Genomic DNA, 18727 nt, shown 5'->3' with positions numbered 1-18727 from the left:
TGCCGATTTTTCAACTTCTTTCAGCGGTAGTCTCCCACCTGTATAGGTGGTGAGATGAATGCGGGGCAAAGTTACTTTTCAACGGATGTCCAAACACCTGTACCTGTCGCTACACTTTCGGTACAAAATATATTTGCTGAAAGAAGTTAAAGCCTCCTTACCGATTCCGGATGCAATTATGCCGAGGCATAATTGATCTACAAAAAAAGCTGCTTCTTTTTTCAAGAAACAACTTTTTTATAAGTATTTAGCTTCCTCAAGCATTGTTTTTCGATATGTTGTCGGCGACATTCCAGTACATTTTTTAAATACTCGACTGAAATAAAAGCAATCTACATAACCTACACATTCTGCTATTTCCGCTACTGGAGAATCGTCATATTTCAGTAACTCCTTCGACCGCCGGATGCGATATTCCGTTAAGTATACGCTAGGATTCATCCCTGTATGCTGTTCAAACAGATAGGCAAACCTACGACGCTCCACGCTAAATTCTTCAGCAATTTTCGAAACCGAAAGTTGTGTAGCATAATTCTCATGTATATACTGTAAAGCTTGCTCCATCTCGTCACTTGCCGTATCGAGCACCTTCACTTTTGCCGACATAAGAATGGCTTCCAAAAGATTCATAAATAGAGTCTTTGCTTTGAATACTGACATATTACCTAGCATTGCTTTGCTTTCTATTAGCTGCTGTACATAATCAATAATTTTAGTATGATAACCTGTATTGATTAAAAAGTGCTGAGTTGATAATGGATATAAAATTGACTCTTCGGGAGAAAGTTGATAATGAACAACTGCATATTCCCATCCTTTATCATCAGAAGCTCTAATTTCGATTGGCATTTGTGGTCCTGCATGTACGATCATACCCGGCTCCATTGTATAAGGGGTACCGTTAAAGCTAAATATAGCGCTACCAGCAAGCGGCACAACCAATCCACACTTCCCAGGGGCTGTTGTTCGCCCTTTATCTACTTGGCCTGGCTCCATTTTATTTGTAAAAACATCCGTAAATTTTACAGACGCATGTGCATAGTAATCAATTAAATGCTTGATATCCATTTTATAACCTCTACATTCTTTACAACGCTTTGAATTTGTGAAAAATGATGTAGATCATGATCTACTAAACTAGCAAAATAACGGTGAAGTGTTAATTCAGAAGCACCTATTGTAAAAGGCTGTTGCCATTGCTGATCAACTATTTGATAAAGCGCGTCAATTAGCTGATGTCTCTGATCGATAAAACTGGCTATCGTTTCTTCTTTACTTTGTGCACGACTATTTCTTGCTGCACTAGCATTCATCTCTCCTACATCTGGTCCTTTTGGTAAGCTTTCCTTTGTAAAAAGAAACGGTAAACGTTGGTTTAATACGAATTCATCCCACGGTGTAAGATGTCCAATTACCTCTGCAACCGTCCATTTCCCAGGCTCTATAGGGGTACGCCATTGTTCTTCAGTTATATTTACTAAACTTTCCACAAATACGATAGATTTTTCATAATGCGAGATTATTTGATGTTTATCATGATACAAATTCAATAGCTCCTTCGCTTCATTTTTAGTAGAAAATCTGTAGTTTCGGCCAAATTATTTCCCACTGTTTATTTTGGACTCTGCTCTTATAAACTTCATGCATCGGAAAACCTTTTTGAAAATATGGTGTGGGGGCGACAATCCCAGAAACTAAGTGCTTAATACCATGAGGTGCAGCTATCTCAAGTATTCCATCGGCAAGCCTAACACCGATAGCTGTTGGAATTTCTGGAAAATGTGCTATTCCATCAATAGATGACTGATAAGGTGTACTATTATTTACTACATGCATCCTTGCTTGATTCTTCACAGACCAAGGCTCATTCGGTAAATAGTTCTTCAATTCTTGTTCATACTGCTTCTCATAATTCTCTAAAGAATTCACTTTATCAAAATATATCACATCAATATCAGCTAATGATGTTCTGTATTCTTTTTCATGCAAATAATCCCATACCTTCGTACGAATAAATCCAGCACATACCCATGAATCAGGTAATCTTAGCTTCTCTACAGTTTTTAAAATGCCCATCACCCATTCATCTGCAGCAATTAAGCTTTTTAGCTCTTCTTCTGTTTTTATCAGTTTCATTCACCTCTGAATTTGTCATACCAATGCTTACGTCGTTACCTAATTAATGATTCTCAACCCATGTCCTTATTTTGTTAGCAACATCCTTAGGTGCTTCACGAAAAAATATCATGACCTGCATCAGCGATCGTACTTTGTACCGATTATATTTATTAATTTTATTTATATAAAATGAAAAATAATATATTAGATTTATAAATAATTTAGCAATACTCTTTAACTAACAACGTTAAAGGAGACGCTTATGAAAAAACCTTTTATTTTGATTGTGGCCTTTGCCATTGTAATGGGGCTTATTTATACGAAGCTTTCACTGACACTCGTCATTATCGGAATTATCGCTGCCTTTATCGGTACCCTCGCTGGGGGTGCTGGACTAATTACAATCCCCGCTATGATGCTTGTTGGCATACCTATTCAAACAAGCATTGCTACGAATAAGTTTTCATCGGGCATTGCAGCATTGTCGAGTATCTTTTATCTTCTTTATCATAAGGAGCTTCGTCTAGCATCTATTATGAAATATGTTGCTGTAGCCATTGCTGGAGGCGTATGTGGAGCACTCCTAACAGTATCCATCTCAGAGAAAACAATGAATATTATTGCATGTATTCTACTTATTTTTGCCTTATTAATAACGTTAAAAAATAAAGAATGGACTATTAGCTCAGAAGAAGCTGACACTACACACAACAATAAATTATGGCAGCCATTTTTAATCGCGGTTTATGATGGCGGCTTTGGACCTGGCTCTTCAACCTTCAGCATACTACATTTTTTACGCTATCATTACACTTACATAAAGGCCGTACAGCTCACACGTGTACTTATTTTCGGAAGTTGCACAGGGGCATTTATAGTATTTTACCAAACTGGCTTTATTCAATGGCATTATGCAATTGCGATGGCAATAGGCTCCATTATCGGCTCTCAACTCGGACTTTTTATTCTACCGAAAGTTCCGATAAAGACAGCTAAAATACTACTAATAATTATCATTTCATTACTACTTATACAAGTAGCAATAAAAATAATTTAACTACTTAATCGAATTATTTTCGGATATGGACATTTAAAGAAGAATAAAATAAAAGAAGGCGTGACAAGACTATTTCATGCAGTCTATGATGAGGTAAAGTTATAAGGAGGATATCCATGCAAGCTACTATTCAGAAACAACAAAATAGCTATATCGTAAAATTCAACCGTCCGCTGTCACATTCAGTTGATGCTGTTTGGGCTGTATTAACGGAGAATGGAAAGCTTCAAAAATGGATGAATAATTTAGAAATTATTGATCTTCGAAAAAACGGTAAAATGCATTTTAATATGAATGATGGAACAGATACTTATATGGAAATAACAATTACAGACTATGTTGAGAAGGAAGTGCTCGAATTTGATTGGGGCAAAGATACAGTCAGATTTGAACTCTCCCCCACTAGCAACGGTTCCCTATTAGTATTACTTGAATCGATTGGTGAGCTAACTGAGCATACACCTAAAGATTTAGCCGGGTGGCATGTATGCTTAGGCCTGCTTTCGGATTTATTAAATGGAACGGTACATGGAGAATTCCCAATAGAAGAATGGCAAAAGTGGTTTGCAGAGTATAAGCAACTTGTAGATGACGTTGAAAAGATTTAAGCATAAATGAACACTATTATGTCTATGAAATTAAGGTGTCATATTAAAGTATGGCTCTCTTCAGCAAAACGAGGGGCTGATTTCCGTTCCGACTGGGCGCTTTCCTGGGGGCGTCGGGGCAACAGGATGTTGGTCACGAAGGCGTTATCACAGGACGTGATGCTTTTAGCCTTCGTTCCCCTACCCGCTACGCTCCAGGGTCTCGGGCCAACACGATGTTGGTCACGAAGGCGTTATCACAGGATGTGATGGTATTAGCCTTCGTTCCTCTATTGCTGATCCCCGAGGAGTCGCCCAGTCGTAACGAAGATCAACCATATAACTTAACATGTATCTTCTAGCATGTCACTCTAATTTATAGTGATGGAGCGGCGTGTTAGCGGCAATGTTTTTCATTGCAAAAGCGAGTAGCTCTGAACGGAAATCACCCTCATTTAAAGGGCCACAAAAATCGCATAGCTTTCCTTAACCACTTTGTTTTTATTAATGATAAAAAGCTGTAGCAATTTCAAGTGCTTTTAGCGGATCCTTAATTGAATCCAGCGTATAGACAAGTTTGCCCTCCTGCCATACGATTAAATTCCCTGATTCATAAACATCTAAACGAGCAAAGCCATTTTGCTTCGGAATAGGCAGCATATGTGTTTCTAAAAATTGTACTGCCTGCTTAGCAAGCTTCACACCCGCCTCCGGGTTTTCTGTTCTTGTATGTGTCGCTATTGCCCATCTCCCCTCATTCCAACCAGTCCATAAAGAGCCAACACCTGCATCCTGATAACCTTTAATGTTGTATCCAAGATCAACCTTTTGGCCACCATTTTGGCTATAGTTCTCAAAGGAAATTTGCTCATTCGCTTCGTCTGTACTTTCATATTGCTGCACGGAAAGCCGAGCAATAACCGTCGCTCTATCTGGTTGTTTTAGTTTACTATCATTGATGGATAAATGCTCTTTGCTTTCCAAAAATACTATTTCAACTTGGTTAGCTTCAGCCTTCGTTGTTGCAGTTAAAAATGTACCTTTTGTGATTGGAAGCCCTTTTGGTAAAGTTATCGGTAAATTCGTTTTAAGCTGGTCCTTAATATTTTTAAGTGCCCCAGCCTGAGTATTAGATGCTACTGTGTTTTCCTTATTTGTTTTGGGCGGTTCCTGTTGATGTTCATGTGATTGTTGTTGCTCTTCTTGTGAATTGTTTGGCACGTTAGCTTGTTGTTCTTCTTGTGGTTTATTCGGCACGTTAGGTTTTTCTTCTTTATCAGAGCATGCACTCACTATACTGAAACTTAAAAGCATGCAGGTAAAAAGGATTTTTTTCATGGCCTTGCCCCCTATATTTCTTTTCCCTGTCCATAATCAACCGAAGTTTTTTGTTATTTAAGCTACCACCTACTTTCTGTTACCTTCTCAAGAAAATGGTAAGTGTTTTTTCTAATTTTACTCCCTTGAAGGTAAGTTCGGTAGATAAAAAAATCCCCCCAAGTATTTTGGAAGGATTAGTCGCAAAAATATCATCCACAAATAAGTTTATGCACATAGCTTTGTTTATGTTCCATTACTGAGCAAGCTACTTCCACTATCCGCATCTAAATAAGAACGAGCAGATATACGCTTAATTACCATCTCGAACATTCATATGAGCGAATATTTCTTCTTGCAATAGTTTCGAAGCGCCAACCACTTCGGTTACTCCATCGGAAACCTGAAATAAACTCTCTTCCTACAGCAACTAGGAAGAACCAAAAGGCTGCTCCATTAAACATCCATATAAACGTATTTCTAAATAAGCATGATTGAATTCCACTTGTACCTATTCCGAATGATGGAAGTGCTGGCGTAAAGCTAGGTGGTGGACCAAGAGGCATTTGACCTGCCGGTGGCGGACCAAAACCAGGTGGACCGAACGATGGTGGCGGACCAAAACCAGGCGGTCCAAACGATGGTGGTGGACCAAAACCAGGCGGTTCAAATGATGGTGGTGTTCCAACACCAGGTGGTCTAAATGATGGTGGTGTTCCAACACCAGGTGGTCTAAATGATGGTGGTGGGCCGAAACCAGGCGGGCCGAATGACGGTTCGAAACCAGGCTCTGGAAGTGGCATAATTTCTTCATATGGATACATGCTAAACCCCTCCTTTTACATAATTCAATATATGTAAGAGGGCTAATAACCGTTGAGCAATTGCCTATTAGCCTTGTATTTAGTCGTCCTAAACTTCATTCGTATATTCGTGGTCAATATCGTATAATAAAAGGTATGTTTTCCAAGAAAAGGGGTACTTATGCGAAAAATAATTTTACTAATTACTACAATTCTATTGTCCTTTGGGATCTGGCTATTTTTCAACTCTACAAATTCTTCTGCAGAATCAACACGTATTCAAGACAGGCTAGCTGCTGTTAAAAAGTACAAATATTATTTAGATAAAGGGAACGACAAGATTGGCAAGGAAATGGCTAAAGAAGATTTAGTCATTGTGGAGCCTATCGAAATGCAGCAGAAGTATATTAAACAGGCTCAAAAAAATGGAACGTTAATTTATGGCTATATTAACGCAATGGAAGCAGACAAATGGAATTTAGAGTTCTATAGCCAATTAAAAGAAGAGGATTTTTATAAAGACGAGCGCGGAGAAAAGATGTATTTCTCTGAGTGGGATTCGTATTTAATGGATATGACATCTGAACACTATCAAGCACTTTTACTAGAAGAAATTCAAAAACAAATTGTTCAAAGAGGGTTGGATGGTGTGTTTTTAGATACTGTTGGCAATATCGAGTCCTACTTACCTGAAAAAGAACAGGGCGTGCAAAATGAAGCAATGCTTGCCTTTATAAAAAACATAAAGCAGCAATATAACGACTTGTCTGTTGCTCAAAATTGGGGCTTTCAAACATTAGCTGATTATACAGCACCCTATATCGATTTTGTTATGTGGGAAAACTTTTCGTATGATGTAGTCGGAGAAGATGAATGGGCGTTGAATAGGATGCAGCAATTAGTTCAGATCCGAGAAAAATTCGGTACTCAGGTGATGACAATCGGATTTAACGACGAAGAGAAAAGTCTTGCCTTAGCTGAAAAATACCATTTTAAATTCTTTTATAGCCCAGCAGGATCTTACTACAACACATGGCAGTGATGGTCCCCCCATCTGTTAAATAATGCTTACAATCCTCTCCGTCAAGCAACACTAATCGGAGGGGGTTTTTAATATAATTATCTAGGCAAATAAGGATGCATCACTCGCCAATCCTCCAGCTTTTCTTCAAAAGATTTAATATTTTTACCTGGTATTGGGCTAGTCGAAGGCATTTTTTGATATGCTCGACCATCTAAAACCTCAAGGCCGATATGTTTTTTAAAAACCTCGAATGCCTTTGCACCATTAAAAAGCACTAGCTCAATATGAGGATAGTGTGCAAAAAGCGTTTTAAAATCATTCGGTTTTTCATTACGAATAGCCGCATCTAAGCTTCCTTTACGCTCGCACGACTCTATTGTATCCCAAAGACCAATATGATGGTTCTTTAGCAATTTTAATCTTTCTCCATAATCCTGAGGTACATCTACTTCTACTATTTCACCAATAATCGGCCAAAAGTGATTGCGTGGGTTACCATAATATTGCTGCTTCTCTAACGATTGCTTTCCTGGCATCGAGCCGACAATTAGCACCTTCGTTGACAAATCAATAACCGGTGGTAGTACATTTTTAAGTTCATTTGACATGACAATCACCCCTTCCTTATATTTTAGCGAAAAATTTGCTCAAATGTTATTGAAGAGCATGTACCAAAAATCAAAGCTTATCACCATACCATGGGGTTGATTTCCGTTCTGACTCGGCACTTTCCTAAGAAAGGCTCCTTCTCTATTTGTTGGATATTTATGATAGACTAATCATCAGACAAATGTTGATTATGAGCATCAAACTACATAGAGGTGAAATATGAAAAGTTGGTTCCAGTCTCTTACAGCTAGAATGATTTTTTTAATAAGTATCTTGATCCTTTTAATATGTGGACTGTTTATGTATTTTTTGCAAGAACATATTCGCGATACGACAGAAAAACAGATGGGGATGGAAGCACTAAATATTGCAAAAACCCTCGCATCTATGGAAGAGATCATTACGGCATTCGATAAAGAAGAGCCAAGTGAAATCATCCAGCCAATCGTCGAACCTTTAAGAAAAGAAATTGACGCTGCATATATTGTCGTTGGAAATTCTGAAGGAATTCGTTATTCACATCCTTTAAAAGATAAAATTGGAGAAAAAATGGTTGGTGGAGATAACGATGCCGCATTGCTAGATAGGCAAGCTTATATATCTAAAACTATAGGGTCACTAGGTGAATCGATTCGAGGTAAAGCCCCTATCCTATTAGACAATAAAATTATTGGTGTTGTATCTGTCGGTTTTTTAACAGAAAATATCGACACAATCATCGAAAGCTATATTCACAAATGGATCAAATACACCGTAATTATTCTTTTCATAGGCATATTAGGCGCCATAGCTATTTCCATTTATATTAAAAAGTTATTGTTTAATATGGAGCCTATTCAAATTGCTAAATTATATCAACAAAACAAGGTCATTTTAGAAACAACAGCAGAGGGTATACTGGCTGTCGATCACTTTAATCAAATTACTACCATTAATAAGAGTGCTTATGAAATGCTAGATTCGGCTCACAATAAATCTCTCTCAGATTGGATGGGCACAAAAATCGAACATATTTTCACACCTAAAGTTGTTACAGAGCAAAACATTCATAATTTAGAGCTACCACTTGATGAGCATATTATCATTTTAAATAAAGTGCCTTTAGTTGAAAAGAAAAGGAAAATTGGTTCGTTATATACCTTTAGAAAAAAAGTAGATATCCAAAAAATCACGGATGAATTAAAACAGATGAAGCAGTATGCGAATGTTCAACGGGCCTATACTCATGAATTCGCTAATAAGCTTCATATCATTTTAGGTTTACTTGTCCATAAACATTACAACGAAGCAATTGAGTTTATTAAAGAAGAACGAAACTTACAACTTAAAAATCAAGCTTTTTTAAATAGCAATATAACAACCCCGCTTTTACTTGCCTTAATTCAGGGAAAAATTGCAGAAGCCGTAGAACTGGGGATTAAACTCGAGCTAAACGAAATTTCTTCATCTATTGAATTATCTAAACAGCAAGAGGATGCTATCCTAACAGCTCTTGGTAATGTACTTCAAAACGCTATTGAAACTTTAAAAAGCTGGGAATCCTCAGATAAAGTGATTCGACTATCCATCAATAATTATAAAAATCATTACTTATTTGAGATTCAAGATAATGGACCAGGTATTGATCACAATATTTACGATAAAATTTTTAAAAAGGGTATATCTACTAAAGAAGGATTAGACCGTGGACATGGACTTGCTATAAGCAAGAAAGCCCTTCAGGAGATACATGGGGAAATTTTATTGGATTCCGGTGATTTATCAGGAGCATGTTTTTTGATTATAGTTCCTAAAGGAGACATTGAGAATGACAACATTAAAAAGTGTATGGATTATTGAAGATGACTTTAGAGTAGCAAAAATTCATGCCGATTATGTTCATAATATAGAAGGTTTTATTGTCACTGAAAACTTACGCACTGGAAAAGAAACAATCGAAAAGCTGGAGATGACTTCTAGCTTACCAGAAATTATATTAACAGATTTATATATTCCGGATGTTGAAGGTAGCTCATTAGTAAGCCATATACGTCACCTCTATCCGTCTATAAAAATTATCGTAATCTCAGCAGCAACTGAAGTAAGTTTAATAAGGGATGTATTGGACTTAGGTATTTTAGATTACTTGATTAAACCATTTGAACAACAACGACTTCAACGCGCATTTCAGAAATATTTGCAGGAACTTCGTTTATTTCAAAATAGCAAAAATGTCACTCAAAATGACCTTGATTCTTTATTTTATAGTGAATCAAACAGTAAGGTAGTAGATGAAGAAACGTTTGTAAAAGGAATTGATTTGCACACATTACAAATAGTTAAAAGCATTTTTGAAGATCTCAAAACCCAGGAGCTCACAGCCTCCCAATTAAGTGAACTCATTGGTTCTAGCCGTTCAACAGCTCGCCGTTATTTAGAATACTTAGTTGGCGAGCAGTTTTTAGAGACAAAACTAATTTACGGGACCGTTGGCAGACCTGAACGAAAATATGTCTATCATGAAACTTATGAACAAAACTAATAGTATGTTATTTATTTAACATATGATTATATTATTTTCCTCTCTTTAGCACTGTGATATTTTTTAAATAATCTGAATGATTAATCACAAAGGGAGGAAATATTTTTGAGTCTAAGTATAATCGGATTTTTAACTATTATTATTATTGTTGCTCTACTAATTAGTGGTCGTGTATCACCACTTGTAGCAATGGTTATACCACCTATCGTAGCTGCATTTATAGCTGGCTTTAACTTCGATGAATTGGGAGAATTCTTTAGTTCCGGATTAAGCTCTGTGATGAACGTAGCTGTAATGTTTATCTTCGCTATTATTTTCTTTGGTATTATGCAGGATGTAGGATTATTCGAGCCATTGATCAATAAAATGATTGCGCTTTCAAAAGGAAACATTATTGTCGTTGCAGTGATAACAGTGATCATTGCTGTAGTAGCGCAACTAGACGGTTCTGGAGCTTCAACATTTTTAATTACAATCCCAGCATTATTGCCTTTATATTTACGTTTACGGATGAATCCATATCTCTTGCTGTTATTAGTTGGAGGAGCAGCAGCCGTTATTAATATGATTCCTTGGGGTGGTCCATTAGGTCGTGTTGCTTCCGTTTTAGAGACAGATGTAACTGAACTTTGGTATCCTTTAATCACTATTCAAATCATTGGTGTCGTTTTAATGTTAGCTTTAGCGGTGTTCCTTGGTTTTAGAGAAAAGAAGCGTATTCTGAAACAATACGGTACCCTGGACTTCACAAATGATGATCACGCTATTACACAAGGTGTTGTTTCATCAGAAGTAGACACAAGTTTACAACGACCAAAACTATTGTGGATTAATGCAATTGTTACTGTTCTTGTTATCGGAATTTTAGTTGCAGGTATTTTACCAGCAGGATTAGCTTTTTTAATTGGAGTGGCCATCGCCCTGCCAATCAACTATCGTTCTCCTAAAGAACAAATGGAACGTGTACGAGCACATGCTCCGAATGCCTTAACGATGGCGTCTATCATCATTGCCGCTGGACTATTCTTAGGCATACTTAATGGTACCGGGATGTTAACTGCGATTGCTAACAATGCTGTAAACATTTTACCATCAGCCCTATCATCTTATTTACATATCATTATCGGGGTATTGGGGGTACCATTTGATTTATTACTAAGTACGGATGCATATTACTTCGCTTTATTCCCTGTAGTTGAACAAATTGGCTTATCTTTCGATATTGATTCTCTTTCAACTGCCTATGCCATGATTATTGGTAATATTGTAGGCACATTTGTATCGCCGCTTGCTCCTGCAGTTTGGTTAGCTTTAGGCTTATCAGGCTTAGAGATGGGGAAACACTTAAAATACTCTTTCTTCTGGATGTGGGGATTGAGCATTACTTTACTATTCATTGCTGTAGCATTAGGAATTATTGCTATCTAACTCAACACCGAATGTTGGTGATGATATTGGTTAAAACGAATGCCATGTGTATAAGTTGATTGGAGTGAAGGCTGGGCGACTCCTCGGGGATTAGCGTCACAGATGAGACCCTGGAGCGAGCGGGCAGAGGAACGAAGGCTAAAAGCATCACATCCTGTGATAACGCCTTCGTGACCAACATCGTGTTGGCCCAAGCGGCTCATCGGACGCCCCCAGGAAAGCGCCCAGCCGGAACGGAAATCAACTCCACGTTATGGTGATAATTCATATAAATAGAAATATAGTACCAGTTGTCGAGTAGTGAAGCGGCAACTGGCTATTTTTATATAGATATCGTCTTATAAAGAAAAATCAGAGCCAGCAAGTATTTCCTCCGAGCTTTTCACATGTAATTTATTGGATGAATGATTTTTTATATAGGCCCTTACTATTTCATAACCAATGCAATACCCTATCCATTGAGGAAGCTTTCCACCATATAAAAATTCAACATGATTGTTTAATCCTTGAATATTGATTTGAGGCAAAAAATGCCCCTTCCAAATTTCTAGCATCTTATCCAATGAGTAGGACCTCAACCATGGTGCTAACCATTTATTCCCGTAGATCTCCTCTACTGCACATTCTGCTAAACCTTCTAAAATTAAAGAATCTAACAAAGTCACTTCGTCTAGAGATTTATTTACATATTGCAGACGACAAACATGATTATACTCATGTGCAAATAACGCTTTAAGCTCCTGCTTTTCAAGCTCTCCTATATATAAAAACAGCGCATTTGGATAGGCAACACCGTTTTTCTTAGTAATTGTTTGCTCCTGCGTGATCGGGAAGATATAGATTGGTATATTTGGACCACTCCATCTCTCCTTTAAATAGATAAATTCCTTCTGTATTACTTCCCAAACGTTTTGTTTTTTTAACTTGTTAATGTCTATTTTTTCATGCGACTGAAAAAGCCCCTGCTGCTGTAATTCAAATTGTACTTCATCCGGAGATCCACCAATAAAAATCTCTACTAAACGACTGCAAAGAATAGAACGTTGTAAGTCCTCAACGTTCTTACTATCATTAAGCCTTTGACTAGCTATTAATTCATCGAGCCACTCATATGTTGGTATTACTGACATACATCCCCTCCCTTATTATAGCTTATGTTTAAAGTAGACAATCGGCTAGTGATAATGTTCGCAACCGCATATATTAGCTTGTAAGGAAGTCGAAAGGAGGGATAGTTTGTGAATCCAGCTAATACTTATAATCTTTGTTGTCAATATCATGGTAAACGTGTAAGAATTGAAGAACGAGGTGGCAGAGTACATTACGGAGAAATAACTAGGGTGGATAGAAGACAGGTGTGGATTCAACCTGATAGACGATTTGGCGGTTATGGTTTAGGTTACTGGGGTTGGGGAGGATCAGGAGCAGGTTTTGGAGTTGGAATCGCACTTGGGGTAGTTACCGGAATTGCCCTAGCACCACTATTATTTTGGTAATATTGAAATGACTAATTATACTATCCGCTGCATGGAGAAAAAATAAGCCATTTCAATTTGATGAGATGGCTTATTTTTCTTATTGCACTTGCTCTTGTTGCTGTTTGCTTTTAATCAACTCGGATATTGTGACGAATGTATAACCCTGTTTTTTCAGTTCTGGTAAGATTTTTTCCAGTGCCTTAATAGTCTGCGCGCGATTGCCGCCTCCATCATGGAACAAGATAACATCTCCAGGCTTCGATCCTTTCATCACTTTTTGTACAATTTTGTTAACCCCAGGCTGTTTCCAATCTTGAGTATCCTGATGCCAAGACCACATAACTACTTTGTATCCATCCTTAACTGCGGCATTGATCATTTGATCATTATAATAACCACCTACAGGACGAAACAAAATTGGTGCGAACCCAGTAATACTATAAATTATTTCCTTTGTCTTACGTAGTTGCGCCTGTAATTCAGCTACGGAAGCTTTAAACGGATGTGAATACGTATGATTGGCCAACTCATGCCCTTCAGAATAAGATCGTAAAACAAGGTCTGGATATTTTTCTGCATTTTTACCAATAATAAAAAACGTCGCCTTTGCATCATACTTTTCCAATAGATCTAAAATATCCGCCGTATATTTTGGATGAGGTCCATCGTCAAAGGTTAGCGCAATTATTTTGTCTTTTGTATTAATGTCCCACACTACTTCCCCTGTCTCCTCATAATAAGGTCGACCTTTATCCGCATAGGCTGTCAGCTCTGTAAAAAATACCGATATGATTAAAAAACAAAGGGATAAAACCAAAACATATTTACGTGTCATAAGCATCACCTCCCAAGTTCAAATTCACATAACTCCGTCAACTTACTATTTGCGAATTACAATGAAATATACTTATGAAGGTTTGGCTGTTTTCCCCTTTTAACTTTTTCAAAAAGATCTATTCATACATAAAAATTTAATAAATTCCCTGTTATATTTTGAACGAAATGTGAAAACACTCACATAGTACTTTATTTTTTCACTAATTGATGTAAAATAAAAGACACGACTGATATATAACAACGCGAGGGAAAACCGATTTTTCTACCGATTGTTATAGTACAAAAAAACCAACCAACAAAAGGGATTTTCCATATGTGAATTATTACAGTTTTTGAACAAAATACTTATCGCATGTTCGAGTATAAAACTAAAAACGAGGCAACAGTTGCATTAAAGAATTTCAAACAAACAGCTATGCTTTCTTATACAAAATAAATAAAAAGAAGAATCAACTCATATGAAATGGGTCGATTCTTTTATTTTGGAAAACTATTGTATCCATTGAGAAAACACCGGTCGTTTTAGGTAACAAATAATTTTTAATGAAAATGCCGAACACCTTTTTATCTATCGCCATATGTATATAGAGAAAAGGAGTGATTTCGGATGGTAACAATTGAGCCTATTATGATTAAAGGCCATTTTTTCACTGCAATAGTTGTTCAATTACCAAAAACAACGCTGCTAACAATTTCAAACGATACGGGGTACATTATGTGTGGGGCTTTAGATGTTGGTCTATTAAATGACCGCTTAGCAGATCGGAAAATTATTGCCGGTCGGGCAGTTGGCGTGAAAACAATTGATGAGCTATTGACAGCTCCATTAGAATCCGTGACATATGAAGCGCATCAACTTGGTATTACTGAAGGAATGTCTGGTGTAGAGGCTTTATTAAAAATGGTATAACAAATATTTTTGTGCATAAATAAAGCGTCAAGGCATTAACCTAGACGCTTTTTCTCCATTATAAAATTCATATTGAACGATTTTCATCTTGCATAGTATGAGCCTTTTGAAAGGTGGTTTTCTATGTATTATACAAATGTCAGTCAGCAAACTCCTCGTGTCATAGTTGTGACCGGAACCGGAAAAGTAATGGCTAAAGCAGGCTATGCCCAGCTTCAAGTAGAGGTAAGTACACAAGGGAAAAATGTACAAAATGCACAGCAAGAAAATGCGATCATTATGAATCGTGTGATACAATCCATTTTAGCTCTTCATATCTCAAAAGAACATATTCAAACTGCAAGCTACAATATTGCACCTCATTATGATTTCGAGAATGGTAAACAAGTTTTTAATGGCTATGAAGTAACAAATGCCATTTCCGTTAATGTAACTGATACAAATCAGATTGGTACAGTCATTGATACAGCTGTGAAAAATGGTGCAAATCGCATTTCCTCTATACATTTTAACATTGAAAATACGGATGCATACTACCAACAGGCACTCAGCTTAGCTCTTCATAATGCCCAAATGAAAGCGAAAACAATTGCCGATACTATGCATTTGCCCATCCAGCCCCAGCCAATCGAAATCATTGAGGAACATGAAACTGGACCTGTCCTGTATAGATCAATGGCGACGGTTGATTCCACCATTTCTACACCTATAGAACAAGGTCAAATTACTATTAATGCGACTGTCCGAGTAAAGTTTCAATATTAAATGAGCCTTCTACCTAATACCACGAAGGCTCTTAAAGTCATTGCAGCTTGCAGAGACTATCTATAATTAAATTCAAATGTATTTTTTTTCTAAACATATTACTTCATCAGAGGTTTTTAAAATGATATCAAAATGCTGACTATACGAATGCATAAACAATTCATATTGAATTCTACGCTCTTCATGCGACTGCATTAAATAATTGATATCGGCTCCCCTTTCAAGTACATCACGGCCCGACCTTCTCTTAATTTCCGTATCATTATCTGTATAAAAATAAATTTTCAAATCAAATAATTTTGGATTAATAAATGCCACACTCATTCCCTCTACAATTGTTACCTTAGTTTTTGAAGGAATTAATACACTCTTCATATAATGTGTATCTATTGTCAATAAATCGAGACCTTCTCTAACCATTTGAATATCTCTTTCCAAAGAAGGCAAATGATGTGCCGCAGGATGGCAAGCAGTCATTTTAAAATGATGCTGTTCGTTTCGATAAGTATAGTCGATAATTGTATGCTTTCGTATATCCGAACTAACAATATACGGGTCTGTATTAATATAATTCACTACATCTTGGTTTAAACAGGCTAATAAGCTTATTGGCGAACGTTGTTTTTCCTGCAGCACCATGTCCAGAAATGCCGATAACAGTTGGTTTATCTTCCTTGTTGACCCAAGTTACGATCTCTTGCAATAAATTATCCATCTTTCTCCCCCCGCTACTGCGTCCTTTAAATACGCTTACATAAAATTCTATTCAAATTAATTTTACAGCTCTAAATTTAGCTCATCACCTAACGCCAGCTTATTTGCCGTTCCGACTAGGCGCTTTCCTCCAATCAACTTATATACGAGATGTTTAAATCTTTATCATTCCCATATACGTTCTAAAGTCACTTCATGATCTTTAACACTTAGCTGAAAAACATCTGGGTTACTTAGATGTGTCCAAAATTGAAAGTCAACATCATTATTATAATGTTTCAAAAGTAAAGTAATTATATTTCCATGACTAACGACAATTGTACGTTTGACGTCACTTTGGAAAATCCCCTTAACAACATTAACGATACGTTCCATCGCTTCTTTACTTGACTCTCCACTATCAAATTTCAAATTCATATCTGTAAAAGTCGCTTGCAACTTTTCATACCAATCCGGTAAATCTCTTGTACTTAAAATGCGTTCTGAAAGACGTTCGTCAATTTCAATATTTATATTCCCCCTTGTACTCAGCGGTTCTATAGTTTGAATCGCTCGTAAAAAGGGACTTGTAATAATTCGGTCAATTTTTTTGTCAGTGAAAAAATCGGCTAAAATTTCAGCCTGATGAAAGCCATGTTCTGTTAAAGAAGCATCCGCCGATTGTCCTCGGGCTTCGCAATGTCTAATGACATAAATATGTTTAACCATATAAACCTCCTAGAGAAAATATGGAGAACCTACATCATTGTTATTAACCACAATATCTGCATTTTGTTGCGGCTCATGTTCTTTTAAATATAGACTTGATGCAGCATGATACCTGTTAAGGAACATAGTCTCTGCACTTTCATAGCTTCCGAATGCAGTCGTCTCCCGCTTTGCTCCTCTTTTTCTAGCTATCTCAAAATCTGTTTGAACCATAATTTTATAGTCAAAAAATTGAACTAGCTCCTTTTTTAATAGGAATGTTCCATCAATAATAAAAATGGTATCGTCTTTTGCAAGTTGTTGTTCAGGGTTTACATAGTCATCTTTTTCTAAATCTAATGAAATTGTCTGATACTGACGATTTCCTGTTTCTCCTAAAGGAATTAGCAATTTTTCCTTAAATGCTTGATAATCGTGTGCATCTTCGTAATACCCGATTGCTGAATCCTTTCCTTGTCTATAACGAATCACTCTTGGATGATGAAAATTATCAATGCTTGTTCGTACTACTTCCTTTTTTCTTCGACGAAGCTCTTCAGCAAGTTCATTAGCAAGAGTCGTTTTCCCTGAAGCTGTTATTCCACTAATCGCTACTCTAATTGGATGGTGAAGTTGTAAATCTACAATATGATCTGCTAATTTTGAAACAAGTTCTCGTCTTAACATTTTTCATTAACCTCACAGATTATAAGTTTTTATTTTACGGTTATTATACCCCCTTTGCTAATTAGTTCCAATTCGTTCGACGCATCACCAATCTTACCCTTCTTTAATTTTTCCGTATTTTTTTCTTTCTGATAACCTTCTAAATTAATGCTTATATCGGATGATTCGCTGTTCGCTATAAGCTCTAATGATTTCGGTGCCTCTTTGTATGATATTGTAATATCCCCTGAAGCAGTCCCTACAAATAGTGCTTTTCCTTCGCTGATTTCTTTCATAAAAACTTCACCGCTAGTCGAAGTAATTTTCGTTTTTGGACTGTTGACTCTAGTCATATAGCTATCACCATTTGTAGCAGCTATTATTAATTCGTTTAAGGTACTGTCTACGATACTCAACTCACCATCTTTTGATGTGATTGTCCCTTTATCAGCCGATAGTCCCTTAATGGTTTTAGAGCCAGAATCCGTTGAAACCGATAGTTCTTCTGTTTCAATGTTGTTAATTTTGATATCTCCATAGCTGTTTTTTAATGCAATCTTATTCACAGCATTTTTAGGAACAGAAATGTGAATAGTACCCTTTTTTCCAAAGCTAAAATTTTTCATAACTCCTTCTTCAGTGTCTTGTTGAAGTACCTTTACTTTATTTCCGTCTTTCTTAATTTCAACAGGATTGTTTTCCGGATTTTCTTGTTGCTTACCTTCAACTTCAATTGTTATTTTTTTAGATTCTGTATTTTCTAATGCTATATTCCAAGACTCTATGTTTAGTTCTAGTTCTTCAATTTCCTTAACATCAAAGGATTGTTCTTCATTAATGCTTTTTTCTCCGTTTATGTTAAGAGTGAATAAAATTCCTCCTATCGCAATAACGAATATCAAAGCTATGATCGCTTTTTTCACTTTACATCCTCTTTTCTCATTTCAATTATGCCTCGAATCTATTCCAGTTTTTGCTGAAAGAAGATTATCAATTATGCCTCGGCATAATTGCGTTCGGAATCGGCTTTGTGCCTAGGCCTGCACGAGGGCCGACACGATGTCGGTCATTTCGGTAATGCCACAGGATGTGGCGTTTTTACCGATGCAGGTCAGTTAGCCGTTATCGCATGGATGCGATGATTTTAGGCTAACATCCCCTAAGAACTCCTTTCCAATTCCGTAACATCCGCCGGAGGCTTTGGGC

20 protein-coding genes and 1 pseudogene are annotated in these 18727 nt (G+C 36.8%); 9 read left to right on the top strand and 12 right to left on the bottom strand.

Annotated features, from left to right (window positions below; genetic code table 11):
• Positions 1-237: 237 nt before the first annotated feature.
• From ACQKN2_RS04325 to ACQKN2_RS04315, 3 genes are read right to left on the bottom strand one after another with little or no spacing between them, the layout of a single operon-like run.
• Positions 238-1068, bottom strand: coding sequence for a helix-turn-helix domain-containing protein (locus ACQKN2_RS04325; protein WP_427413851.1), 831 nt, complete (start codon positions 1066-1068; stop codon positions 238-240).
• Entirely contained in the window at positions 1050-1544 is a 495-nt protein-coding gene (locus ACQKN2_RS04320; RefSeq protein ID WP_427413850.1) for a DinB family protein, read from the bottom strand. Before ACQKN2_RS04320 ends, ACQKN2_RS04325 begins: the two co-directional genes overlap by 19 nt.
• A 25-nt stretch (positions 1545-1569) precedes the next feature.
• Positions 1570-2136, bottom strand: a complete 567-nt coding sequence (locus ACQKN2_RS04315; protein WP_427413849.1) for a nucleotidyltransferase family protein — start codon at positions 2134-2136, stop codon at positions 1570-1572.
• A gap of 286 nt (positions 2137-2422) precedes the next feature.
• Between ACQKN2_RS04315 and ACQKN2_RS04310 the strand changes: the two genes are divergently transcribed.
• Together ACQKN2_RS04310 and ACQKN2_RS04305 are read left to right on the top strand one after the other, a co-directional pair.
• A complete protein-coding gene (locus ACQKN2_RS04310; RefSeq protein ID WP_427413951.1) occupies positions 2423-3175 on the top strand; it encodes a sulfite exporter TauE/SafE family protein in 753 nt (250 codons plus the stop codon).
• 116 nt (positions 3176-3291) lie between these two features.
• Positions 3292-3783, top strand: coding sequence for an SRPBCC family protein (locus ACQKN2_RS04305; protein ID WP_427413848.1), 492 nt, complete (start codon positions 3292-3294; stop codon positions 3781-3783).
• 483 nt (positions 3784-4266) lie between these two features.
• Here ACQKN2_RS04305 and ACQKN2_RS04300 read toward each other — a convergent pair whose 3' ends face one another.
• Positions 4267-5100 (bottom strand): hypothetical protein, encoded by an 834-nt coding sequence (locus tag ACQKN2_RS04300; RefSeq protein ID WP_427413847.1) that lies wholly within the window; start codon positions 5098-5100, stop codon positions 4267-4269.
• 296 nt (positions 5101-5396) lie between these two features.
• Positions 5397-5903 carry a transporter gene (locus ACQKN2_RS04295; protein ID WP_427413846.1) on the bottom strand — a complete coding sequence of 169 codons (507 nt, stop codon included), beginning with the start codon at positions 5901-5903 and terminating at the stop codon, positions 5397-5399.
• A 160-nt stretch (positions 5904-6063) separates the two neighbouring features.
• On the opposite strand from ACQKN2_RS04295, the gene ACQKN2_RS04290 reads away from it, so the two are divergent.
• Complete coding sequence (locus tag ACQKN2_RS04290) at positions 6064-6924, top strand: endo alpha-1,4 polygalactosaminidase (protein WP_427413845.1); 861 nt, start codon at positions 6064-6066, stop codon at positions 6922-6924.
• A gap of 77 nt (positions 6925-7001) precedes the next feature.
• On the opposite strand, the gene ACQKN2_RS04285 is transcribed toward ACQKN2_RS04290, so the two are convergent.
• Complete coding sequence (locus tag ACQKN2_RS04285; RefSeq protein WP_427413844.1) at positions 7002-7514, bottom strand: DNA-deoxyinosine glycosylase; 513 nt, start codon at positions 7512-7514, stop codon at positions 7002-7004.
• Between the two features lie 220 nt (positions 7515-7734).
• Between ACQKN2_RS04285 and ACQKN2_RS04280 the strand changes: the two genes are divergently transcribed.
• The 3 genes from ACQKN2_RS04280 to ACQKN2_RS04270 all read left to right on the top strand — a co-directional run bounded on the left by ACQKN2_RS04280 (position 7735) and on the right by ACQKN2_RS04270 (position 11464).
• Complete coding sequence (locus ACQKN2_RS04280; protein ID WP_427413843.1) at positions 7735-9354, top strand: ATP-binding protein; 1620 nt, start codon at positions 7735-7737, stop codon at positions 9352-9354.
• Complete coding sequence (locus ACQKN2_RS04275; protein ID WP_427413842.1) at positions 9323-10036, top strand: response regulator; 714 nt, start codon at positions 9323-9325, stop codon at positions 10034-10036. The genes ACQKN2_RS04280 and ACQKN2_RS04275 overlap by 32 nt, the downstream gene beginning before the upstream one ends.
• Positions 10037-10141: 105 nt before the next feature.
• Entirely contained in the window at positions 10142-11464 is a 1323-nt protein-coding gene (locus tag ACQKN2_RS04270) for a CitMHS family transporter (RefSeq protein WP_427413841.1), read from the top strand.
• Positions 11465-11802: 338 nt separating this feature from the next.
• Here the strand turns inward: ACQKN2_RS04270 and ACQKN2_RS04265 are convergent, their stop codons facing one another.
• Complete coding sequence (locus ACQKN2_RS04265) at positions 11803-12594, bottom strand: DUF2268 domain-containing protein (RefSeq protein ID WP_427413840.1); 792 nt, start codon at positions 12592-12594, stop codon at positions 11803-11805.
• A 108-nt stretch (positions 12595-12702) separates the two neighbouring features.
• Between ACQKN2_RS04265 and ACQKN2_RS04260 the strand changes: the two genes are divergently transcribed.
• On the top strand, positions 12703-12960 hold the full coding sequence (locus ACQKN2_RS04260; RefSeq protein ID WP_427413839.1) for a hypothetical protein: 258 nt from the start codon (positions 12703-12705) through the stop codon (positions 12958-12960).
• A 79-nt stretch (positions 12961-13039) separates the two neighbouring features.
• Here the strand turns inward: ACQKN2_RS04260 and ACQKN2_RS04255 are convergent, their stop codons facing one another.
• Complete coding sequence (locus ACQKN2_RS04255; protein WP_427413838.1) at positions 13040-13777, bottom strand: polysaccharide deacetylase family protein; 738 nt, start codon at positions 13775-13777, stop codon at positions 13040-13042.
• Between the two features lie 609 nt (positions 13778-14386).
• Here ACQKN2_RS04255 and ACQKN2_RS04250 point away from each other — a divergent pair.
• A complete protein-coding gene (locus ACQKN2_RS04250; protein WP_427413837.1) occupies positions 14387-14689 on the top strand; it encodes a YunC family protein in 303 nt (100 codons plus the stop codon).
• 123 nt (positions 14690-14812) lie between these two features.
• Positions 14813-15454, top strand: coding sequence for an SIMPL domain-containing protein (locus ACQKN2_RS04245; protein WP_427413836.1), 642 nt, complete (start codon positions 14813-14815; stop codon positions 15452-15454).
• Positions 15455-15510: 56 nt separating this feature from the next.
• Here ACQKN2_RS04245 and ACQKN2_RS04240 read toward each other — a convergent pair.
• The 4 genes and pseudogenes from ACQKN2_RS04240 to ACQKN2_RS04225 all read right to left on the bottom strand — a co-directional run bounded on the left by ACQKN2_RS04240 (position 15511) and on the right by ACQKN2_RS04225 (position 18444).
• Positions 15511-16169, bottom strand: a pseudogene (locus ACQKN2_RS04240) (uridine kinase family protein).
• Between the two features lie 164 nt (positions 16170-16333).
• Positions 16334-16876, bottom strand: coding sequence for a histidine phosphatase family protein (locus ACQKN2_RS04235; RefSeq protein ID WP_427413835.1), 543 nt, complete (start codon positions 16874-16876; stop codon positions 16334-16336).
• Positions 16877-16885: 9 nt separating this feature from the next.
• Positions 16886-17542, bottom strand: a complete 657-nt coding sequence (locus ACQKN2_RS04230) for an AAA family ATPase (protein ID WP_427413834.1) — start codon at positions 17540-17542, stop codon at positions 16886-16888.
• Between the two features lie 29 nt (positions 17543-17571).
• Positions 17572-18444 carry a DUF4097 family beta strand repeat-containing protein gene (locus tag ACQKN2_RS04225; protein ID WP_427413833.1) on the bottom strand — a complete coding sequence of 291 codons (873 nt, stop codon included), beginning with the start codon at positions 18442-18444 and terminating at the stop codon, positions 17572-17574.
• Positions 18445-18727: the final 283 nt, after the last annotated feature.

The sequence above is a fragment of the Lysinibacillus sp. NPDC093688 genome (assembly GCF_050280145.1).
GTDB lineage: Bacteria > Bacillota > Bacilli > Bacillales_A > Planococcaceae > Lysinibacillus > Lysinibacillus xylanilyticus_B.
This window is presented reverse-complemented; position numbering and strand designations above follow the sequence as displayed.

Coding starts and splice junctions, on each gene's coding strand:
- ACQKN2_RS04250 (WP_427413837.1), top strand. CDS start 14,387: ATGGTAACAATTGAGCCTATTATGATTAAAGGCCATTTTTTCACTGCA.
- ACQKN2_RS04255 (WP_427413838.1), bottom strand. CDS start 13,777: ATGACACGTAAATATGTTTTGGTTTTATCCCTTTGTTTTTTAATCATA.
- ACQKN2_RS04285 (WP_427413844.1), bottom strand. CDS start 7,514: ATGTCAAATGAACTTAAAAATGTACTACCACCGGTTATTGATTTGTCA.
- ACQKN2_RS04245 (WP_427413836.1), top strand. CDS start 14,813: ATGTATTATACAAATGTCAGTCAGCAAACTCCTCGTGTCATAGTTGTG.
- ACQKN2_RS04265 (WP_427413840.1), bottom strand. CDS start 12,594: ATGTCAGTAATACCAACATATGAGTGGCTCGATGAATTAATAGCTAGT.
- ACQKN2_RS04315 (WP_427413849.1), bottom strand. CDS start 2,136: ATGAAACTGATAAAAACAGAAGAAGAGCTAAAAAGCTTAATTGCTGCA.
- ACQKN2_RS04280 (WP_427413843.1), top strand. CDS start 7,735: ATGAAAAGTTGGTTCCAGTCTCTTACAGCTAGAATGATTTTTTTAATA.
- ACQKN2_RS04295 (WP_427413846.1), bottom strand. CDS start 5,903: ATGTATCCATATGAAGAAATTATGCCACTTCCAGAGCCTGGTTTCGAA.
- ACQKN2_RS04325 (WP_427413851.1), bottom strand. CDS start 1,068: ATGGATATCAAGCATTTAATTGATTACTATGCACATGCGTCTGTAAAA.
- ACQKN2_RS04290 (WP_427413845.1), top strand. CDS start 6,064: ATGCGAAAAATAATTTTACTAATTACTACAATTCTATTGTCCTTTGGG.
- ACQKN2_RS04230 (WP_427413834.1), bottom strand. CDS start 17,542: ATGTTAAGACGAGAACTTGTTTCAAAATTAGCAGATCATATTGTAGAT.
- ACQKN2_RS04300 (WP_427413847.1), bottom strand. CDS start 5,100: ATGAAAAAAATCCTTTTTACCTGCATGCTTTTAAGTTTCAGTATAGTG.
- ACQKN2_RS04305 (WP_427413848.1), top strand. CDS start 3,292: ATGCAAGCTACTATTCAGAAACAACAAAATAGCTATATCGTAAAATTC.
- ACQKN2_RS04310 (WP_427413951.1), top strand. CDS start 2,423: ATGGGGCTTATTTATACGAAGCTTTCACTGACACTCGTCATTATCGGA.
- ACQKN2_RS04235 (WP_427413835.1), bottom strand. CDS start 16,876: ATGGTTAAACATATTTATGTCATTAGACATTGCGAAGCCCGAGGACAA.
- ACQKN2_RS04275 (WP_427413842.1), top strand. CDS start 9,323: ATGACAACATTAAAAAGTGTATGGATTATTGAAGATGACTTTAGAGTA.